Source organism: Algicola sagamiensis DSM 14643, assembly GCF_000374485.1.
In the GTDB taxonomy this organism is placed as follows: domain Bacteria; phylum Pseudomonadota; class Gammaproteobacteria; order Enterobacterales; family Alteromonadaceae; genus Algicola; species Algicola sagamiensis.
Window position 1 is genome coordinate 152,453 of sequence record NZ_KB894498.1, and the last position, 18,418, is coordinate 170,870.

13 protein-coding genes and 1 tRNA gene are annotated in these 18,418 nt (G+C 44.9%); 8 read left to right on the plus strand and 6 right to left on the minus strand.

Annotated elements, in window-relative coordinates:
* Positions 1-214: 214 nt before the first annotated feature.
* The 3 genes from C505_RS0112925 to mutS all read left to right on the plus strand — a co-directional run bounded on the left by C505_RS0112925 (position 215) and on the right by mutS (position 3,384).
* Positions 215-487, plus strand: a complete 273-nt coding sequence (locus C505_RS0112925; protein ID WP_018693038.1) for an oxidative damage protection protein — start codon at positions 215-217, stop codon at positions 485-487.
* 92 nt (positions 488-579) lie between these two features.
* Positions 580-655, plus strand: a tRNA-Phe gene (locus tag C505_RS0112930).
* Positions 656-804: 149 nt separating this feature from the next.
* A complete protein-coding gene (gene mutS, locus C505_RS0112935; protein ID WP_040439902.1) occupies positions 805-3,384 on the plus strand; it encodes a DNA mismatch repair protein MutS in 2,580 nt (859 codons plus the stop codon).
* A 36-nt stretch (positions 3,385-3,420) separates the two neighbouring features.
* On the opposite strand, the gene C505_RS23740 is transcribed toward mutS, so the two are convergent.
* From C505_RS23740 to C505_RS0112965, 6 genes are all read right to left on the minus strand, one after another.
* Entirely contained in the window at positions 3,421-4,080 is a 660-nt protein-coding gene (locus tag C505_RS23740; RefSeq protein WP_018693041.1) for a tail fiber domain-containing protein, read from the minus strand.
* A 234-nt stretch (positions 4,081-4,314) separates the two neighbouring features.
* Positions 4,315-6,741, minus strand: coding sequence for a tetratricopeptide repeat protein (locus C505_RS0112945; RefSeq protein WP_018693042.1), 2,427 nt, complete (start codon positions 6,739-6,741; stop codon positions 4,315-4,317).
* Positions 6,738-8,153 (minus strand): hypothetical protein, encoded by a 1,416-nt coding sequence (locus C505_RS0112950; protein WP_018693043.1) that lies wholly within the window; start codon positions 8,151-8,153, stop codon positions 6,738-6,740. The genes C505_RS0112945 and C505_RS0112950 overlap by 4 nt, the downstream gene beginning before the upstream one ends.
* A complete protein-coding gene (locus tag C505_RS0112955) occupies positions 8,150-9,079 on the minus strand; it encodes a hypothetical protein (protein WP_018693044.1) in 930 nt (309 codons plus the stop codon). Before C505_RS0112955 ends, C505_RS0112950 begins: the two co-directional genes overlap by 4 nt.
* Positions 9,046-10,497: a right-handed parallel beta-helix repeat-containing protein gene (locus tag C505_RS0112960; RefSeq protein WP_169337043.1), complete on the minus strand. Its 1,452-nt coding sequence runs from the start codon at positions 10,495-10,497 to the stop codon at positions 9,046-9,048. Before C505_RS0112960 ends, C505_RS0112955 begins: the two co-directional genes overlap by 34 nt.
* Positions 10,498-10,537: 40 nt before the next feature.
* Positions 10,538-11,614, minus strand: coding sequence for an HlyD family efflux transporter periplasmic adaptor subunit (locus tag C505_RS0112965; protein ID WP_018693046.1), 1,077 nt, complete (start codon positions 11,612-11,614; stop codon positions 10,538-10,540).
* A gap of 115 nt (positions 11,615-11,729) precedes the next feature.
* Between C505_RS0112965 and C505_RS0112970 the strand changes: the two genes are divergently transcribed.
* Genes C505_RS0112970 through C505_RS22345 form a run of 5 tightly spaced genes read left to right on the plus strand, consistent with a single transcriptional unit; the run spans position 11,730 to position 18,411 of the window.
* Positions 11,730-13,142 carry a mannose-1-phosphate guanylyltransferase/mannose-6-phosphate isomerase gene (locus tag C505_RS0112970; protein ID WP_018693047.1) on the plus strand — a complete coding sequence of 471 codons (1,413 nt, stop codon included), beginning with the start codon at positions 11,730-11,732 and terminating at the stop codon, positions 13,140-13,142.
* Complete coding sequence (locus C505_RS0112975; protein ID WP_018693048.1) at positions 13,108-14,493, plus strand: phosphohexomutase domain-containing protein; 1,386 nt, start codon at positions 13,108-13,110, stop codon at positions 14,491-14,493. The genes C505_RS0112970 and C505_RS0112975 overlap by 35 nt, the downstream gene beginning before the upstream one ends.
* Positions 14,494-14,497: 4 nt before the next feature.
* Positions 14,498-15,817, plus strand: coding sequence for a nucleotide sugar dehydrogenase (locus C505_RS22335; RefSeq protein WP_018693049.1), 1,320 nt, complete (start codon positions 14,498-14,500; stop codon positions 15,815-15,817).
* On the plus strand, positions 15,814-16,857 hold the full coding sequence (locus C505_RS22340) for a right-handed parallel beta-helix repeat-containing protein (protein ID WP_018693050.1): 1,044 nt from the start codon (positions 15,814-15,816) through the stop codon (positions 16,855-16,857). The genes C505_RS22335 and C505_RS22340 overlap by 4 nt, the downstream gene beginning before the upstream one ends.
* Positions 16,858-16,878: 21 nt before the next feature.
* Complete coding sequence (locus tag C505_RS22345; protein ID WP_018693051.1) at positions 16,879-18,411, plus strand: glycosyltransferase; 1,533 nt, start codon at positions 16,879-16,881, stop codon at positions 18,409-18,411.
* The last annotated feature ends 7 nt before the right edge of the window (positions 18,412-18,418 follow it).

Below are 18,418 nucleotides of genomic sequence, written 5' to 3' on the forward strand. Positions count from 1 at the left end.
ACTGATTTCTTTTTAATCACTGATTTTATTGAAATTTGCCAACAGATAATAACATTTTCACAAAGTTGTGACCATATTGAAAATAGAGTTGATGCTTTTAAGCCTGTTGCGCAACATAGTGCCTGAAATACCAACTCAAAACACGCACTATATCTCAATCTACGAAACTTCTTTATAATGTCACATCAAACGTATCCCTAAACAGGAAGACCTGATGAGCAGAACGATATTTTGTCAGTTTCTCCAAAAAGAAGCTGAAGGACTGGATTTTCAACTCTACCCGGGTGAGCTGGGCCAGAAGATTTTTGACAACATCTCAAAAGAAGCTTGGGCAGAATGGCAAAAAAAACAGACCATGCTGATCAATGAACACAAACTCAATATGATGGATCCGGAACATCGTAAGTTTCTAGAGACACAAATGAGTGGCTTTCTCTTCGAAGGAAAAGAGGTCGAAATCGAAGGATATAAGCCGCCTGAATCATAATTTGCGCAATCTGTTGTTTATCTGCGCAAATAAAAGTTTCTGATAAAAAAAGTATTGACTTAAAGGCCGAAAACCCGTTTAATACGCCGCACGCCCGGATAGCTCAGTCGGTAGAGCAGAGGATTGAAAATCCTCGTGTCGGTGGTTCGATTCCGCCTCCGGGCACCATATTCTAAAGCCTCGCAATCGCGAGGCTTTTTTGTTTCTGTTTCTTTTTAATTTGAAATCAATCATCTTCCAAAAGATCCCGTTCCCCCGCCTCACATTCAACATGAAATTCGATATAATGGCGCTTTTGCGCTGACAAGATCGAAAGAATGCCTTTAGATAGATTTTCCGAATCCGCGATCCAATCGCACACCCCCATGATGCAGCAATTTTTACGCATTAAGGCTGAGCACCCAAATATTCTTCTGTTTTACCGAATGGGTGATTTTTACGAGTTATTTTTCGAAGATGCGCAAAAAGCCTCTCAGCTCCTAGATATCTCCCTCACCAAACGGGGCCAATCCGGCGGGAGTGCTATACCGATGGCTGGCGTCCCTTATCATGCCGTCGAAAACTATTTAGCAAAACTCGTTCAATTGGGCGAATCCGTCGCAATCTGCGAGCAAATTGGTGACCCTGCCACAAGTAAAGGTCCGGTCGAACGGAAAGTCGTACGTATCGTTACACCCGGAACCATCACCGACGAAGCATTACTCAAAGAGAAAAAAGACAACTTTATTGCTGCGATTTTTGCTGCTCCGAAACAAGGTTTCGGCTTCGCATATCTGGATATTGCCAGCGGGCGCTTCTTAATCAATGAGCTAGAAAATGAAGAAGCCGTCAGTGCGGCCCTTCAGCGCATTGATCCAGCAGAACTTCTTTATCCGGAAAACTTCTCTCACATGACATTGATTGAAGGAAGAAAAGGTCTTCGGCGTCGCCCTGAGTGGGAGTTTGAACTCGAAACTGCAACACGCCTGCTCACCCAGCAATTCCAAACACGCGATTTAATCGGTTTTGGAGTGCATCAAGCGCATCAGGGTCTCACTGCCGCAGGTTGTTTGATGCAGTACGTCAAAGATACGCAAAGAACTGCACTGCCACATATTCGTCGTATTGGCCTTGAGAAAAGCGGTGCTTGTGTGATCCTCGATGCTGCAACACGCAAAAATCTGGAACTCACACAAAACTTATCCGGTGGTGATGAAAACACACTCAGCGCGGTGCTGGACGATACATCTACGCCGATGGGCAGTCGCTTGCTACAACGCTGGATCCACACACCAATTCGTGAAAAACAACAACTGGAAGAGCGCTACGACTGTATCGATAGTTTGATTCAAACCAGCGTTTATGCAGACATTCAGCCTTTATTAAAGCAAATCGGTGATATTGAACGGATCATCTCCCGATTAGCACTGCGCAGTGCTCGTCCAAGAGACTTTACCCGTCTGCGCCATGCATTTGCTCAATTACCTGAGCTGCAAGCATTGATGCAGCAGCTTCCCGCTGCATATTTGCAAAACTTAAGCGCACGCATTACGACTTACCCTGAGTTACATAACTTGCTTGAGCGCGCCATTGTTGAAAATCCACCCGTGCTCATTCGCGATGGTGGTGTCATTGCACCCGGTTACCATGCAGAGCTGGATGAATGGCGAGCACTGAGTGACGGCGCAACTGATTACCTTCTTCAAATCGAACAACGCGAAAAAGAAAGAACCGGGATCCCAACGCTCAAAATTGGCTTTAATAAAGTCCACGGCTATTACATTGAGATCAGCCGTGCTTATTCCGAGCAGGTTCCGCCGGAGTATGTTCGTCGACAAACGTTAAAGAATAACGAGCGGTATATTATTCCAGAATTAAAAGAATACGAAGACAAGGTCCTTGGCAGTCAAAGCAAAGCGCTCGCATTAGAAAAAAAGCTCTATGAAGCATTATTTGATGTCTTTTTGGAACAATTAGCACCATTGCAAGCTTCATCCAATGCACTATGCGAACTCGACGTGTTATGTAATTTGGCTCAAAAAGCCGAGTCACTCAGCTACGCACGCCCGACATTGTCCGACACTCAGGAAATCAACATCCAGTCTGGTCGTCATCCTGTTGTGGAATATATGTTAAAAGAGCCATTTATTCCAAACCCGGTTTCAATGCACAAAAAATCACGTATGTTGATCATTACTGGTCCCAATATGGGCGGAAAATCAACCTATATGCGTCAAACTGCTCTGATCGTGCTTATGGCACATATTGGGAGTTTTGTCCCAGCTGAACGGGCGGTCATTGGGCCAGTTGACCGAATTTTCACGCGGATCGGTGCATCTGACGACTTAGCATCCGGTCGCTCAACATTCATGGTTGAGATGACAGAAACCGCAAATATCCTCAATAACGCCACATCTAACAGCCTTGTGCTCATGGATGAAATCGGTCGAGGAACCAGTACTTATGACGGAATGTCCCTCGCCTGGGCATGTGCGACTTATCTCGCGGAGAAAATTCAAGCACACACCTTGTTTGCAACCCACTACTTCGAGTTAACCGCATTGGCAGAGCAACACGAACACATTCGCAACGTCCATATGGATGCGGTTGAACATGGAGATACGATTGCTTTTATGCATACAGTGGAAGAAGGGGCTGCGAGTAAGAGCTTTGGGATACAAGTCGCTCAACTCGCTGGTGTACCAAAACCTGTGATCCAATCTGCGAAGCAAAAGCTCAAACGATTAGAGTCTCAGTCCAACCCGCAGCCTGATCTCACCCAAGCTGCGCAGCTTGAGATGGCCCTTCCTGAAGAGCCACACCCACTTGTCGATGCCATGAAGGATATTGATCCTGATGAACTCACGCCTCGTCAGGCATTGGATCTCATGTATCGTTTGAAATCCCTTTCGGACTAATTGAAGTTAGCGCGGCCATCGCCGCGCTTTTCACGACTAGTTTTCTAACGCTCTAACGCGCTCTTCCAATTCTTTAATGGATTCGATCAGTATCGGGATCATCGCGCGATAATCAACTTTTAGATAACCAGAAGGATCATCTTCAATCACCGCATCCGGAAATATTTCCCGCACATCTTGTGCAATCAAACCAAGCTCATCGTTGCCTGTATAACGGAGTTGATAGGATACGCCTTCCAATTGTGTGACACGGTCTAAAACTGGGCCTAGCGGTCTGATTCTTCTTTTAAGACGCTCATCACTAAATCGGAGAAAAACATGATCGATTTGGCTGTAGTAGGAACGTTTACCTTCTGCCATACGAAATTGCCCATTAGGGAGCTGAACACGGAAGACACGCCAGCTGGAAAAACGACTATTTGCTGGCTGTGGAACCGAACCTTGCGGACAAGAATCCTGGAAGTAGCGATATAACGACTGTGATATATCGACAAAATAAAAGTATTCACTTTGTGAGTGAATGACCATTTGTTTCGTGACCCCTTCAAAGTCAACAATGCCTCCTTCATCGTTACGGAGCCACTCCCAATCATCTTGTTTTTCGTCATAACAAAAAACTTTGAGAGTAGATGCGAACGCTGGAACTTGAAAAGAAAAAAGCAGGAAAAAATAAATAAAAACTTGGTTTAACTTCACAATATTACCTATTCATTATTTTGGGTCTGTTTACCTTTCAGCAATGTCGCTGCTAACAGCTACGCGCATTTCTGCAAGATCAACAGTCCCTTGTTATTGGGGAATAAAACACCAAAGTGGTGTATTTTTACCATATCATGGATTATTTTTGGGGACAAACTATCAGTCATATTCACGATATCAATAGATGGAAAACTGGAAAGGATGCTGAAAATTATCTTTAAATACAAAAACTTAATTCTTTGCACTTGAGAAAAACAAGACTGACTTTAGTTCATTTGATTGTTTGATTGCCTTTTCTATCTGATCGATGTCATCCACCTGCTCCATCAAGGCGAGTGTTTGTGTCAGCGCTTTTCGGGTTTGAATTCTTGCTGCTGTCAGAACGTAGGCTAATCCTTCTGCTTTTTCAACAGCGATGCCTGCCCCTGTAAACCGACGTAAGCCAAATTCCAACATTGATTTACCATGGCCTGCTTGCGCTGCTTCGTACAATAGTGCCGTTGATTGAGGCGAATGCTCACCAAGTTGTTCATCCAGTAACATTGCCAAACGATACTTTGCTTCCATATATCCCAGTACTGCGGCTTTTTCATACCAGGTGGCAGCCAATGTTAACCAATCTGTACTCAATTCTTCTCGGAGTTCATGGTGCATCTTACCGAGCATAAATGCGGCTTTTCCGTAACGATTCTTTGCTAATCGGGTATAGATTTTTTGTGCTTTTTGATAGTTTTTTTCAACGCCCTTTCCTTCAAAATAAAACTTGGCGATTTGCATCTGTGCTAAGTCATAGCCTTCACTATACGCTTGGTTGTAGTACTTCAGCGCTTGGTTGTAGTCTTCTTTTCCAATGACAGCATATTCTTCTAACTTACCTAATCGAAACGTTGCTGCGCCCATCCCACGCCCACTCAGCTCTCGATAGACACGGATTGCACCAGCAATATCCTGCTCGACTCCAATGCCATCCAACATTAAATCCGCAAAACGCACCCTGGCCGGTGGATAACCGCCATCACTCGAAATCCGATACCATTCCACAACTTGAGGCGTAATCGCACCATCGCCGCCCCGCTGCTCTAACAAACGAGCAAGCTTATACGTGGCTTCAACATTTCCTTGGTCAGAATATTCTTGAAAAATCGTCTTTGCCTTTTCGAAATTCTTGACCTCGTCTTGTCCAGTGGCGTATAAATCAGCAAGTTTTAATTTGGCTCGTTCATCTCCCCAAGCAAGGGACTGTTCGTAAAATCCAAGTGCTTTGGGATGATCTGCTGGAACAAAAAACCCATCACGATACACATCTCCCAAGCGCATCGAAGCGTCCGACAATTCTGTTTCGATGAGTTTTTCTAAGATTTCTAACGCTCTTCTTACATCAGGCTGCGTCCCTTGACCACCGAGCAAAAGTTCACTTAGGCGCAATTGGGCGGGGATATAATCGGCTTTGGCTGACTTTTCCATCCATTTGAAAGCATCTCGCGGGTATTTTCCTTGCGGCGCTTCAATTTCCAGCATTTGCGCATAACCGTATGCAGCAGAAGGGTCTCCAAGGCCTGCAAACTTTAAGAATATTTGTTTTGCAGAAGCAGTATCCCGCGTGACGCCTCGTCCCCAAGCAAGCAGTTTGGCCATGCGAAGTTCAGCCCGTTCAAACCCTTGTCGCCAAGCGAGTTGGTAGTACTCATAAGCTTGGGTATAATCCAGTGGTCGATGTTCGCCATCTCGGTAAATATCCCCCAATCGCACCGTTGCTGGGCCATATTGCTCTTCTGACAGTTCGGAAAAGATAGCAATCGCTTTGTCGGGATCTGCTGGCATCCCTTCCCCTTCCAGATACAGATCGCCAATTCTGAGTTTTGCGAGGGTATAGCCACTGTTTGCCGCTAATTGATAGAACTTCACAACTTCGGGACTGGCTTTTCCTGCTTTTCGCTCTAAAAGCGCAGCAAGTTGGTATGTTGCAGGAATATAGCCTTGTAACGTGAGCTTTCTCAGAATAGACTCTGCTTCATCTAGATTTTGCGGGACTCCTTCTCTTCCTTCTTCGAGGATCTTCGCAAGTCGGATCCCAGCAGATAAATGCTCCCGTTCAAATGCACGCCGATAAAAATAAACGGCTGTGACCTGATTAGCATCAATTAGTAATCCATTTTCATACAAAACACCAAGTTTATAACTCGCCGTTGGATTGCCGAGCTCATCCAATTGATGAAACATCGCCAGCGCACCAGAAATATCCTGCTGGATCCAGGTGCCATCCAGTTTAAGCTCCGCCAATGCCATAAAAGCCCCAACATTCCCCTCATCAGCAGCTTGATGGAGCAGCGCTACTGCTTCTTGCTTTTCTGCATCACTCGTTGCATAGCGAAGAAGAAATCGACCAAGCCCATATGCTGCATTTGCATAACCGAGTTCAAGGGCACGCCGATAATGGTGCAATGCATGGCGGATTTTATCTTTACCCATTCGCCCAGTCGCATAGAGCTTTGCAAGCTCATACTCTGCTTCTCCAAATCCTTTTTGTGCCAGAATGCTCCAATGGCGATAGGCCTTTTGATATTCCAATTGTTGGATGTGATCGCGCGCGGTGCGTATATCCGCACAGGAGAATAGACTTAAGCATATTAGCCAAATCAAGATCTGTTGTCGTCTCACAATCTCATCTCAAATTGAATGGAAGCACGATAAGCGTCGTGTTGACGCTCTACCCCATGAAATGCCGGGCCAGCCATCCATGCAGCCAAAATAAAGTTTAACCGGATCTCCGGCCAAGCTTCGCCCCCTATGCTCACTTCATAGCTATCACCGATATCTCTACTTCGTCCATTCGTCGTAAACGCAGAACGGGAGGTAAATAACCAAGGATCCGGATGCCGTTGTTGATAAGTATAGAAACTCATTTCGGCCCAGTAGCTATTTAAGATGGCAAATCCCCAGTGCGCCGACATGATGGTGAGGTTATTCAACATTGGCGCAAGTAATTCACCATAATACCTTCTGCGAACAGGCCCTAAGAGACTGGACTTATTCCCAGCAATGACAGGCTGAACATAAAAGTGACCGTATTGCGAATTTGCATTGCTGCCCTGAGACGTTGCATATAGAAATGCGAAACCCTCTGTCGCGGAGTCATATACAACCTTCACACCTGCGTTCAGCCCCCAGCCACCGCGCATTCGTTGAGAGATTTGCTCACCTATCTGACCATCCAATGTTGAAGTGAGCGTATTGCGTTTTCCAAACACCCATCCTGTATCCAACCAATAATGTCGTTCCCCCCAGCCAAGATGTTGTGCCCCATAACTGCTTCCCACAATCCAACCCAGCTCAGAATGACGAACGAAGGGGTCGGGTGAACTGGTTCGGCTACTGGGCGCTAATCTTGGGTTTTTATAATCTTCATAGACAAACTGTAACTCGAAGAAATGAGATTTGTACCACTGATACTCACCTTCAATAAACCAATAGCGCGTACCGCTGGCTTCTAATGTCTGGTCCGGATCACGAGCAGATATATCCGCCCCCAAACGTCCATCCCACAACCATTTGGCAAACCCAAAACGTAAATCAAGCAAAGTAGAATCGAACAATAATTCAACCTGATCCATGTCATCGTCGTAGAGCCAGGCGCGATTGTTTCGAAGTCGCTTTCGTCCCAGCTCCAATGACCAAAAGGGCGAATCGAAAATATATTCACCCAAAAGCAAAAGGCGTCGAATATCAAAATACAGTAACGAATCTTCCAAGCCCTCTATATATAAATGTCGTTTGAGAAAAACAGCCCGCATATCCATATCCAGCAGCCAGTTTTCTTCCAATACATAATTTAAGCGCATCCCAAAGTGCACAAGGGTTTCATCTACTTTGGGATGGGTATCATCCACACTTGTCAGGTCAGAAAAATAGTAGGTTCTCGCCCCTGTAAAAAATTCATAAATCGTTGTACTGGGTGCTTCCTCTTCTGGGATCACTTCCTGCTTATCCTCTTGCACTCCTGCCCATGAGTTTACGCCAGCAAATAAGGCAAAAATCCAGCACAAACGGATCAGCCAACAGCCATCCTTCATAAATTATTTTTCCATTGTGTTTCTAGCCACTTGAGTGTGATCTGCTGCCCCGGATCTCGGTGACGATTAATCTGTTCTAAAAGTTGGATAACCTGCGGTTTAAACTTTTCCCAGTCTTCAGTTTGATAAGCTTTTAAATAATTCAGTGCTGCTTGCGCTTTTCTTGCCTGACGATCTTGATAGCGGATCTCTTCCCACTCTGTATCAGCCTGAACTCTTTTCGCCTGACGAATATTCTGATAACGGGCTTCACTTGCTTCGTTTTTTTGTTCACTTGTCATCGAAAATCGATTGAGTCGGTCCTCATCAAACCCAGAGTAATGCGTAATCTTTGCCTCGAAATAATGCATGAGTGTTTTAAAATTTTGAAAATCAGCAAGCGAGCCAAACTCGTTTATCTTCTGCTCTCGCCAACGCTCAGAAGGTTGCTTTACACAAGTCACTTGAATGCGTTCACACTGGATTAATGGTCCAGAGAGAAATCGCCGTTTCGCGTTATTTGTCGCTTGAACGTAAACATCATCAGGAAGTGGCAAAATATCCGGTAAATGACGAATATCAACGATGGCTTTTGCATAACCGAGTAGTGCCGATTCGCTAAGAAGAATAAGCGCTTCTTTTTGTTGACTATCACTGGTATTTGGCGTCGAAAGGAGCAAGTGCGCTAAGCGATACAGCGAAGACTCATGCCCAATGGCAGCGGTTTTCGTCAATTGCTGTTTGAGGTTGAATGGCGATGTCTCTGGTGACTTTCGATAATAAACGACGGCTCGACGGGTGAGTTCTTTTTCTGCTGCCACCACGCCTTCATCTGCCAACATGCGCAGCACTTCAATTTGTTTGATCCGAATATGTTCGATCGGGACTTCCGCAACAGCCGAAAATATCCCGATTAAGGAGAAGAGGATGAAGAAGCTTCGAGGCATACTTTGCTCCCCGGGCAAAACCACAGCCCTTCATTGGTTTTTTGTTCCAGAATATCACTTTTCAACGCGCCAAGATCCCCCCCAAAAAATGCAGAGCCAGAGCCTGAATAATCATTTTCTTGAAGAAAAATCTGAACACGGCCTTTACTCGTTAACGCTGCACCTAAATTGTAGCCAATCCGGTTGTATTTCACTTCCAATCTGGTGATTTGCAGATAGGGATCTAGCTTGAGATCTCGATGCGAATGATGAGATAAGTCTTGTGTACTTGCTTCCAGACCAAAGCGACCATTGCGCCACAGCATGTTATTCCTGACATGAATACCAGCACTGTTTCGGATCAAGATCCCATTGTTACCATTTCCGAATGAGATATTGTTTTGAATATCATTTTGATCGCTCTCCAACACCGAGATCCCATCATGGCCATTGGCAAAAGACAGATTACGATATACCTGCGTATGGCGACTGTTTCTATCGAGCATAATCCCTGCCCCCGCATTCGCTAGACTCATATTTTCAATCAATCGGCTGTGGTCGACTTCCCTAGAAATAATGAAGCCATGTGAAAATTTCGCCCCGACTGCAATATTCCGCGCAATCAGTAGATGATTGCTAAAGTCGTGGGGGTCAAAGTTATAAACCACATTATCTTTAAAGACGTTACCCACCAATGAAACGCGATTTGCCCGGTTGGTAAAAAATCCAAAGAAGCACTGCTCAATCCAGTTTCCGACAAACACACCTGTTGGTTCGGGGAGTGCTTCCCAAAAATGATAAAGCGAGAGCGGGTCATTCTCCCGCCCATGTACCCGGGTTGACAGTGCCAACCCAAAACTTGATGACTGTCCTTGATATCCTAAGCCATAAATTTTTGAGCTGATCATGATACTCTTTGAACCACGCATCCCAAGAAGATATGGCCTTGCCTGACCAACTCGAAATTTGAGCACATCCTTTTTTTCATACTGCTTTCTTGGTCCCCAATCGCGACGCTCTGGATCCCAACTCGTGATCAAACTCGAATCGACAAAGAGTTCTCCCCGATAGGCAATAAACGCGACATCAGGAATTGAAAGGCGTAACTCAACATCTTGCAAAACCAGCGTGGTCATCGGCGATAAATACATCGGCCTGCGCAAGAAGAAGACACCAGGTGAGACCTCCGATAAAATATCCGGTCGTTCAAGTTTTGTTGCAAGCTGCTTTAAATCAAAATGACCTCGGCCTAGATAAATCACTTCGCCAGAATGTGGATCACCACCGTGGCGTAACGTGCTCATCAGCTCATAGTAATTTGCGGAATTGAAGCTGTAATACGTCGATAGTTGATGGATCTCAACCCGCTGACCATCACGTTTGTCTGGGATCTGCTGTCGATAGTTATCTGGCGTGAATTTAGACCACTCGTCAGCCACACTCCAGAAAGAAAAAATGAGCGACAGCATCCATAGCGAATTAATAGGAGAAGACCCGAACATAGGCCACCGTATCAATGTGCTTCATGTCAATGATGGATTCAGGCTTGATAATCGCTGTCGCATATTCCGGAGCCTGCAGCCCCAAGTGCCGCAATGGCGCAGCTTGAAGCGCTTCTGTTCTTGTATTAGAACGGATCTTTATGATTTTTCCTTTTACGATAGAGCCGTCCGTCAAGCGGATCTCTGCTTCATTCCCGACCCGGATCCTGCGAACATCTTCAAAGGAAATCTGTGCTTCAATTCGTAAAACCGATTTATCTCCCAAAACGGAATACAGCGGCTCCCCTTTGCCAACAAAGACACCATTCTCCGCCAGGATATTCAGTACCTTACAGGTGCAGGGAGACTCCAAACTTGAGGCACCGCCACCCACCAGCTTCACAATGCCCATGAGTTGCCCTTTTTTGATCATCGTGTTTTGACCATTGAGCGTATTTTGAAAAAAGCCATTATCCGGTGCACGCAATACAGTCACATTACCCAAGACTCGCGCAGATAAACTTTCAATGACAAATAATCGCTCATATAGCGTATTCGCCACAAAAAACAGCAAACCAAAAATGATGCCGAGGAAAAATGCATATCCCAGCATCCGCCGGATCTGAAAAAAAACTTCCTGAATAAAATTTCTTTTCGGTTCCAACCGATCAGAAAAGTCCTTTTGAATAAACCCCTCGCGGGTTGCTACGGATAACACATCTCCAACCAGTACCACTTCGCCAGAGAGAAATGCATCAATCATGTAGTGAATCAGAGAAAGATTCTGCTTGGAGAGATTGACGAAGCGTCCTGCCCACTTTTGATTTTCTTCATCAAATCGGACCGTTTCAATCTCAACCATGACGGAGAACATAAAGGTTTGAAAGTCAAAAGAAAGGCGAGCTTCGAATTGTTTCATTCGGCCAATCTTTTCTGGCATTGGAAGCACAGAGACACCCGAGACCGACCAATCCCGTAATACGACAGTCTCTCCCTGGACTTCTAGTTTCGCAGGGATCTGATAACGAACATGTTGCCGATAATACTCAGATTCGTGCTTTACTTGTACCGTCAAAACCCTTACGACTCACTGTGTTAGCTACCTCTATAAAGGTTAGTCGAATTGAACTGGACCACAAAAATAGGGGCATTCGCTATACTGAATAGACTGAAGTCTACGAAGTTCATCTATGCTGATCCCGGTGTTGTTGTCTGGTGGTTGTGGGACAAGGCTATGGCCCCTTTCGCGTCAAGATAGACCGAAGCAGTTTTTGCCGCTGCTTGGGCAGGAGAGTTTGTTTCAAATCACGGCAAACCGTTTTCAAGCAGAAACCAAACCACTGATCATTTGTAATCAGGAACACCGATTTATTGTCGCTGAGCAACTGCGCGAAATCGAACAATCATCAAGTGGGATCATTCTCGAACCAGAAGGAAGAAATACAACAGCCGCCATTACAGTCGCCTGTCTACATGCAATGACGATTGATGCTGATCCCTTGATCCTTTCTCTGCCAACCGACCATCTTCTCGAAGATGCCAATCAATTTCAGCAAAGTATCGAGCAAGGCATTGCTTATGCACAAAAAGGACATTTCGTACTTTTTGGTGTCCCGCCGACACATCCTCATACAGGGTTTGGTTACGTCAAAATTAAAGGAAAAAAACCACCAGCAGCTGTTCAGGATTTCAAAGAAAAGCCTTCAAAAAAAACAGCTGAACAATATTTAAAGCAGGGTAATTACTTTTGGAATAGCGGGATCTTCTTGTTCAAAGCAAGTGTCATGCTGAGTGCGCTTGAGAAACTTGCACCAGATATTTTAGCCTGTTGTAAAAATGCGTTCAAAAACGCTTATTCCGATTTAGATTTCATTCGTCTTGATCATGTATTTTCCCAATGCCGCAATGTCCCGATTGATACAGAAATTATGGAGCATTCATCGAACCTGACCCTCGTTCCCATGCGCTCCGGCTGGGATGACTTAGGCTCCTGGCAATCACTTTGGGAGGCGCAGAAGAAAGACCAACAGGATAATGTCATCAAAGGCGATATTGTCGCACTCAAAACGACAGGCTGTTATTTACATAGTGAGCACAAGCTCGTGACCACGCTAGGCGTTTCCGATCTTGTTGTCGTAGATACGCCGGATAGTTTATTGATTGCATCCAGATCTGAATGTGAAGGAATGAAAATTATCACTGAGCAACTGCGCAAAACGAACCGGGAGGAAATGAAGCATCACCGTCAAGTCTATCGACCTTGGGGAAGCTACGACAACATTGATCGCGGAGCGCGCTTTCAAGTCAAACACATCATTGTAAACCCAGGTGGGAAGCTATCTGTACAAATGCATCACCACCGGACAGAACATTGGGTCATTGTCAGTGGCACAGCCAAGGTCATGCGCGGGGAAGAAACCTTTTACCTGTCAGAAAATCAATCCACGTTTATTCCAGTGTGTATGGTTCATTCATTAGAGAACCCAGGAAAGATCCCGTTGGAACTCATTGAAGTGCAATCCGGTTCCTACTTGGAAGAAGACGATATTATTCGGTTAAAAGATCAGTATGGGCGATGTAAAAAAACCAATCCAATGCTTTAAAGCTTATGATTTACGGGGTCATTACCCCTCACAAATCAATACTGATGTCGCTTATCGCGTCAGCCGCGCTTTCGCTCAATGGTCTCAGGGGAAAACAATTGTCATTGGTGGCGATTGCCGTGAGAGTACCCCAATCCTGAAAGAAGCAGCCAGTAATGGGATACAGGATGCAGGTATAGACGTCATTGATATCGGGCTTTCCGGCAGTGAACAAGTTTATTTTGCCGTCAACCATTTTAATGCAGATGGTGGGATAGAAGTCACTGCGAGTCATAATCCAAAAGAAGATAACGGAATGAAGTTTGTTGGTCATGATGCGGTTCCTGTATACGCCGAACACGGTTTCCCTGCGATACAGGAGATCGCAGAGGCGAGCCGATTTCTACCCAACACACAACCCGGTAAACGTCGGTTCGAATCCATCGAAAAAGCCTATTTAGATCACTTATTTCTTCTCATCGATCTAGAAAACGCACGTCCAAAACGTATCGTCGTCAATCCAGGAAATGGCGCAGCTGGGCCAACGATTGAAGCCATTGAAAGTTACTTTCAAACACGAGACTTACCTTATACGCTCTTTTTCATCAATCAACAGCCCGATCCAACTTTCCCAAATGGCGTTCCCAATCCACTGCTTAAGGAAAACCACCACCAAACATCAAAAGCCGTGTGTACAGCGAATGCTGATCTGGGTGTTGCTTGGGATGGTGATTTTGATCGTTGTTTTTTCTTCGATGATAAAGGGCATTTCTTTGATAGTTATTATGTGAGTTCTCTCCTGGCACAATTACTCCTAAAGCGTACGCCCAATCAACCAATTATTCACGATCCCAGACTCACCTGGTTGATGAAGGAGTCCACAGAAACCTATCATGGCCAACCCGTTCAAAGTGAGTCTGGTCATGCCTTTTTCAAACAAGCTATGCATACCTATCACGCATTGTATGGTGCAGAAGCCAGTGGCCATCATTACTTTCGTGATTTCTTTTATTGCGATAGTGGCATTCTGCCTTGGTTACTGATGCTCGAAACATTAAAAAACGAGATCGTCCCAATATCAACCCTCAACCAAGACATGCAGAAAGCACATCCAGTCTCTGGAGAAATCAATTTAAAAGTCAGTGATCTTCCAACCGTCCTCTCCAAAGTACATGACCACTATGCAGTGACAGCAAAAGAAACATCCTGGTTTGATGGATTGAGCCTGGAATTTGACGATTGGCGGTTTAATTTACGTGGTTCAAATACAGAACCACTCCTTCGATTAAATCTGGAAACGCGTGGGCAGATTGAATTACTACACCAGAAAAAAAAGGAATTGCTCCAGTTTATCAACACGTGTGAGGGGTAAGCAGATGACTACACCCATCATCAGTATTTTTGGAATGGGCTATGTTGGCGTCGTCAGTGCAGTGAGTTTTGCCAAACTGGGGTATACCGTCATTGGTGTCGATAAATTTCTGCATAAAGTTGAAGGACTCAATAGCGCCAAATTAAATTTTGTTGAACCCAACCTGCAACAATCCCTTCGCGAACAACTCGACAGCGGCCGTTTATCATTTACCACATCAGTGGAAAAAGCCATTCGAGATACAGATATGAGTCTGATTAGTGTCGGCACCCCAAGTCTGTCAACTGGTGCTGTCGATACAACAGATGTCTGTCATGTGTTGACCCAAATCGCACAAAGCTTGAGAGATAAAGAAAGTACACATTTGATTGTCATGCGCAGCACTGTTGCACCCGGGCATGGTTCAGCCTCATTCATTCCTTTGATTGAAGCCATTAGCGACAAGACAGAAGGTGAAGGTTTCTTTTATGCCCATAATCCAGAGTTTCTGCGGGAAGGGAGCGCATTAGATGACTTTTTGCATCCATCAGAAACATTAATCGGGTGCAACCATTCCCAGGCATTCGAGCGTTTAAGTTCGCTCTATCAGGATATTGATGCGCCCATTACACAAACCAGCATTACAGTATCCGAAATGGTTAAATACGTAGATAACAGTTGGCATGCGCTCAAGGTATCTTTCGCCAACGAAATTGGTCGCGTCTGTAAGTCACTTGGGATTGATGGCCATGAAGTTATGGAAATATTTTGTCATGATAGAAAATTGAATTTGTCTGAATATTACCTTAAGCCGGGCTTCGCATTTGGTGGCTCTTGCCTGCCCAAAGATCTGCGTGGATTATTAGCACTAGCGAATGAACATAGTGTCCGCCTCCCAGTTCTCGATGCTATTTTAAGAACCAACCTTCATCAGATCCAACGCGCCTATAACCTGATTGTTGCACACGAACCAAAAAAAGTAGCGTTACTTGGCGTTGCCTTTAAGCCCTCTAGCGATGACTTAAGAGAAAGCCCTTTGTTAACTCTAGCAAAGCGACTTTACCAAAGTGACTATGAGCTTGCCATTATCGATCGCAATGTCCGTCAGAGTTTATTAAAAGCACCGGACGGAGTTATTGCTGAACAACTGGGGCCACTTGTCAGTACGTTAGGTGAAGACCTTGATGAAGTGATCCAATCCGCCGATGTGATTGTCATCGGCCATGCGCATCCTGATTTTGAATCTGTTATTGCAAAAGTTGGTTCCCACCAACATATTATCGATTTGGTACGCATATGCGATGATTATCAAATGGAGAATTACGAAGGTATCGGCTGGTCATGAAGTACATCGTTTACCTTTGTCTTCTCCTCACACAAGTGGCGCAGGCACAATGGTACTTTATTTCTCCCACTGGCAATGACAAAGCAGATGGACTGACGCCAGAAACTGCATGGCAGCACTTCAAATATGCATTCAAACAGTTACAACCTGGTGACACTTTATCTATTCAAGCAGGAACATATCATCAGGATATCCAAACAATCCGCAGTGGAAAAAAGACGCAGCCAATCACGCTCATCGGCAATCATGATGCGGTGATTGTCGGATTTCAAAAAAATCGCGTCATTCAAATCAAACACAGTTACATTCGCTTAGCTGGTTTCACGATCGATGGGCAGTTTCGTTCAGGCAAAAAAGCTGTGGATTACCGCGATAAATTGATTTACGTGCAAGGCACCAAAAAGACCAGTATCAAAGGGATTGTCCTGTCACAGTTACAACTTCGCAACGCACTTGGCGAATGCATTCGACTGAAAAGCGGTGTGACATTTAGTGAAGTCAGTTTTAACCACATTGAGCACTGTGGTCTGCACGATTACCGATTTGGTCGTGGCCAAAAAAACGGCGAAGCGATTTATATTGGCACAGCGCCTGAGCAGGTGAAAAAAGGGGAAAAACGCGACTTTTCCGGGCATAACTGGGTGCATCACAATCAAATTCGTGTCTTCGGAAGCGAATGTATTGATATCAAGGAAGGCGCAAATCTCAATCGGATTGAACATAACCTCTGTTTGAATAGCCTCGATGACGCATCTGGTGGCATTTCGATTCGTAGCAGCCAAAATCTGGTGCAATTCAATTTAGTCATTGGATCAAAAGGTGCGGGGATCCGGATTGGTGGTGATACCCCACAAGATGCAATCAATAATCAGATCCGTCATAACTATTTACGTGGAAATCATTACAGTGGCTTGAAAATCATGGCTTGGCCACAAAAAGAAATTTGCGCCAACCAGATAATCACCCCAGATGAAGTCTTCCAGTGGCGAGGGCTCAAAGATATCCAAGTTAACCCGGAAGAAGCCTGTCATGTGGAATAACCGTTATGTGGAATAGCAGTCATGCTGATTAGTTTTCTCAGTCATGTTTTTTATCTTTCTCTGTTGATGGCATTCGCCTTGAGCCTCCCAGAAGTTTATTTTGACCCAGAAGCAAAACAGTTTATTTTCCTCATGGGATTTGTTGCAGCCTGGCGTTATTTATGGGCATTTCAACATTTTGTTCGTGCTGTCATTTATATCTATTGGACCTTTCCAAAACTTCGTAGCGCGCAAAATAAAAATCTGGAATCATACCTGCCCGATCATATGTTTTTCTTGGTGACCAGTTTCCGGATCAGTAGCAGTGTATCGATTCAGGTTTATCGTTCAGTTGTGAAAGAAGCAATCAATTGCGGTGTCCCTTGTACGATTGTTGCCTCTGTTGTCGAAAACTGTGATGAACGCCTCGCCAAACAAATCTTTTTTAGTCTCAAACCAGAGGCACATATTCATTTGCGGCTGATCCGTATTGCAGGGACTGGCAAACGAGATGGTCTTGCCGCTGGATTTCGCGCGGTTTCAAGTACACCGGTTGATTTACACAAAAGCGTCGTTGCCGTGGTTGATGGGGATAGCATCATGCTTCCCGGTTGTACTCGTGCATGTTTTGGATTTTTTAAACAGAACCCACGATTGGGCGCACTGACAACCAATGAAGAAAATATTTTTACTGGAGAGGAATTCAATACAAAAACTTATGTGAATTGGTACAATTTACGATTCGCTCAGCGTCACGAATTTATGGCTTCCTTGGCACTGAGCCGTCGTCTGTTAACACTTACTGGGCGTATGTCGATGTTCCGCGGTGAAATCGTCGGTGACCCGGCTTTTATTGATCGGGTGGAATTCGACTATATCGATCATTGGCGTTTAGGGCGTTTCCGCTTTCTCACGGGTGATGACAAGTCAACTTGGTATCATACCGCAAGTCAGGGTTGGGATATGCTTTATATTCCGGATGCCATGATCCACACCATCGAAGAACCCCCCTACCCCAATTACTTCGTTGGTGCGACGATGCTGATGCGACGTTGGTTTGGTAATATGCTTCGCACGAACGCCCGAGGGCGAAAAATCCCAAGACACATCCTTGGAACTTACACATGGTGGGTATTGCACGATCAGCTCATCAGTATCTGGACATCATTATTTGGGATTGTCCTTGCGTTAATGGGGACTTTTCATTTTGGCCTTCATCTGGTTCTCGTTTTTTTCTTTTGGGTGCTTTTGACTCGATATACACTGACCATGGCACTCAGCTTGCTTGGTCGTTCTTTCCATCTTTCATGGCCTTTTTTAATGTACTTTAATCAGATTTATGGCTCTCTTATCAAAGCATATGTGCTGAATCATTTATACAAACAAAGCTGGACACGTCAGAAGACCCAACTTCGTCACAATTCAAATTGGCTGGAACGCTGGCTACGTGAACATGGCTCCGATGTTAGCTTTGCAGCTTCTTTGTTGGTTTTTGTGATCTCTCTTGGGTTTATTGCTGAGGTCTTTACGATGAAGGATGTTTTTAGCTTTCTTGGTGCAATCCGTGTTTTATAAACACTTG

Excerpts from the sequence above, each read along its gene's own strand:
- C505_RS0112925 (WP_018693038.1), top strand. The coding sequence starts at position 215 with ATGAGCAGAACGATATTTTGTCAGTTTCTCCAAAAAGAAGCTGAAGGA.
- mutS (WP_040439902.1), top strand. The coding sequence starts at position 805 with ATGCCTTTAGATAGATTTTCCGAATCCGCGATCCAATCGCACACCCCC.
- C505_RS0112950 (WP_018693043.1), bottom strand. The coding sequence starts at position 8,153 with ATGAAGGATGGCTGTTGGCTGATCCGTTTGTGCTGGATTTTTGCCTTA.
- C505_RS0112955 (WP_018693044.1), bottom strand. The coding sequence starts at position 9,079 with ATGCCTCGAAGCTTCTTCATCCTCTTCTCCTTAATCGGGATATTTTCG.
- C505_RS0112970 (WP_018693047.1), top strand. The coding sequence starts at position 11,730 with ATGCTGATCCCGGTGTTGTTGTCTGGTGGTTGTGGGACAAGGCTATGG.
- C505_RS0112975 (WP_018693048.1), top strand. The coding sequence starts at position 13,108 with ATGGGCGATGTAAAAAAACCAATCCAATGCTTTAAAGCTTATGATTTA.
- C505_RS22335 (WP_018693049.1), top strand. The coding sequence starts at position 14,498 with ATGACTACACCCATCATCAGTATTTTTGGAATGGGCTATGTTGGCGTC.
- C505_RS22340 (WP_018693050.1), top strand. The coding sequence starts at position 15,814 with ATGAAGTACATCGTTTACCTTTGTCTTCTCCTCACACAAGTGGCGCAG.
- C505_RS22345 (WP_018693051.1), top strand. The coding sequence starts at position 16,879 with ATGCTGATTAGTTTTCTCAGTCATGTTTTTTATCTTTCTCTGTTGATG.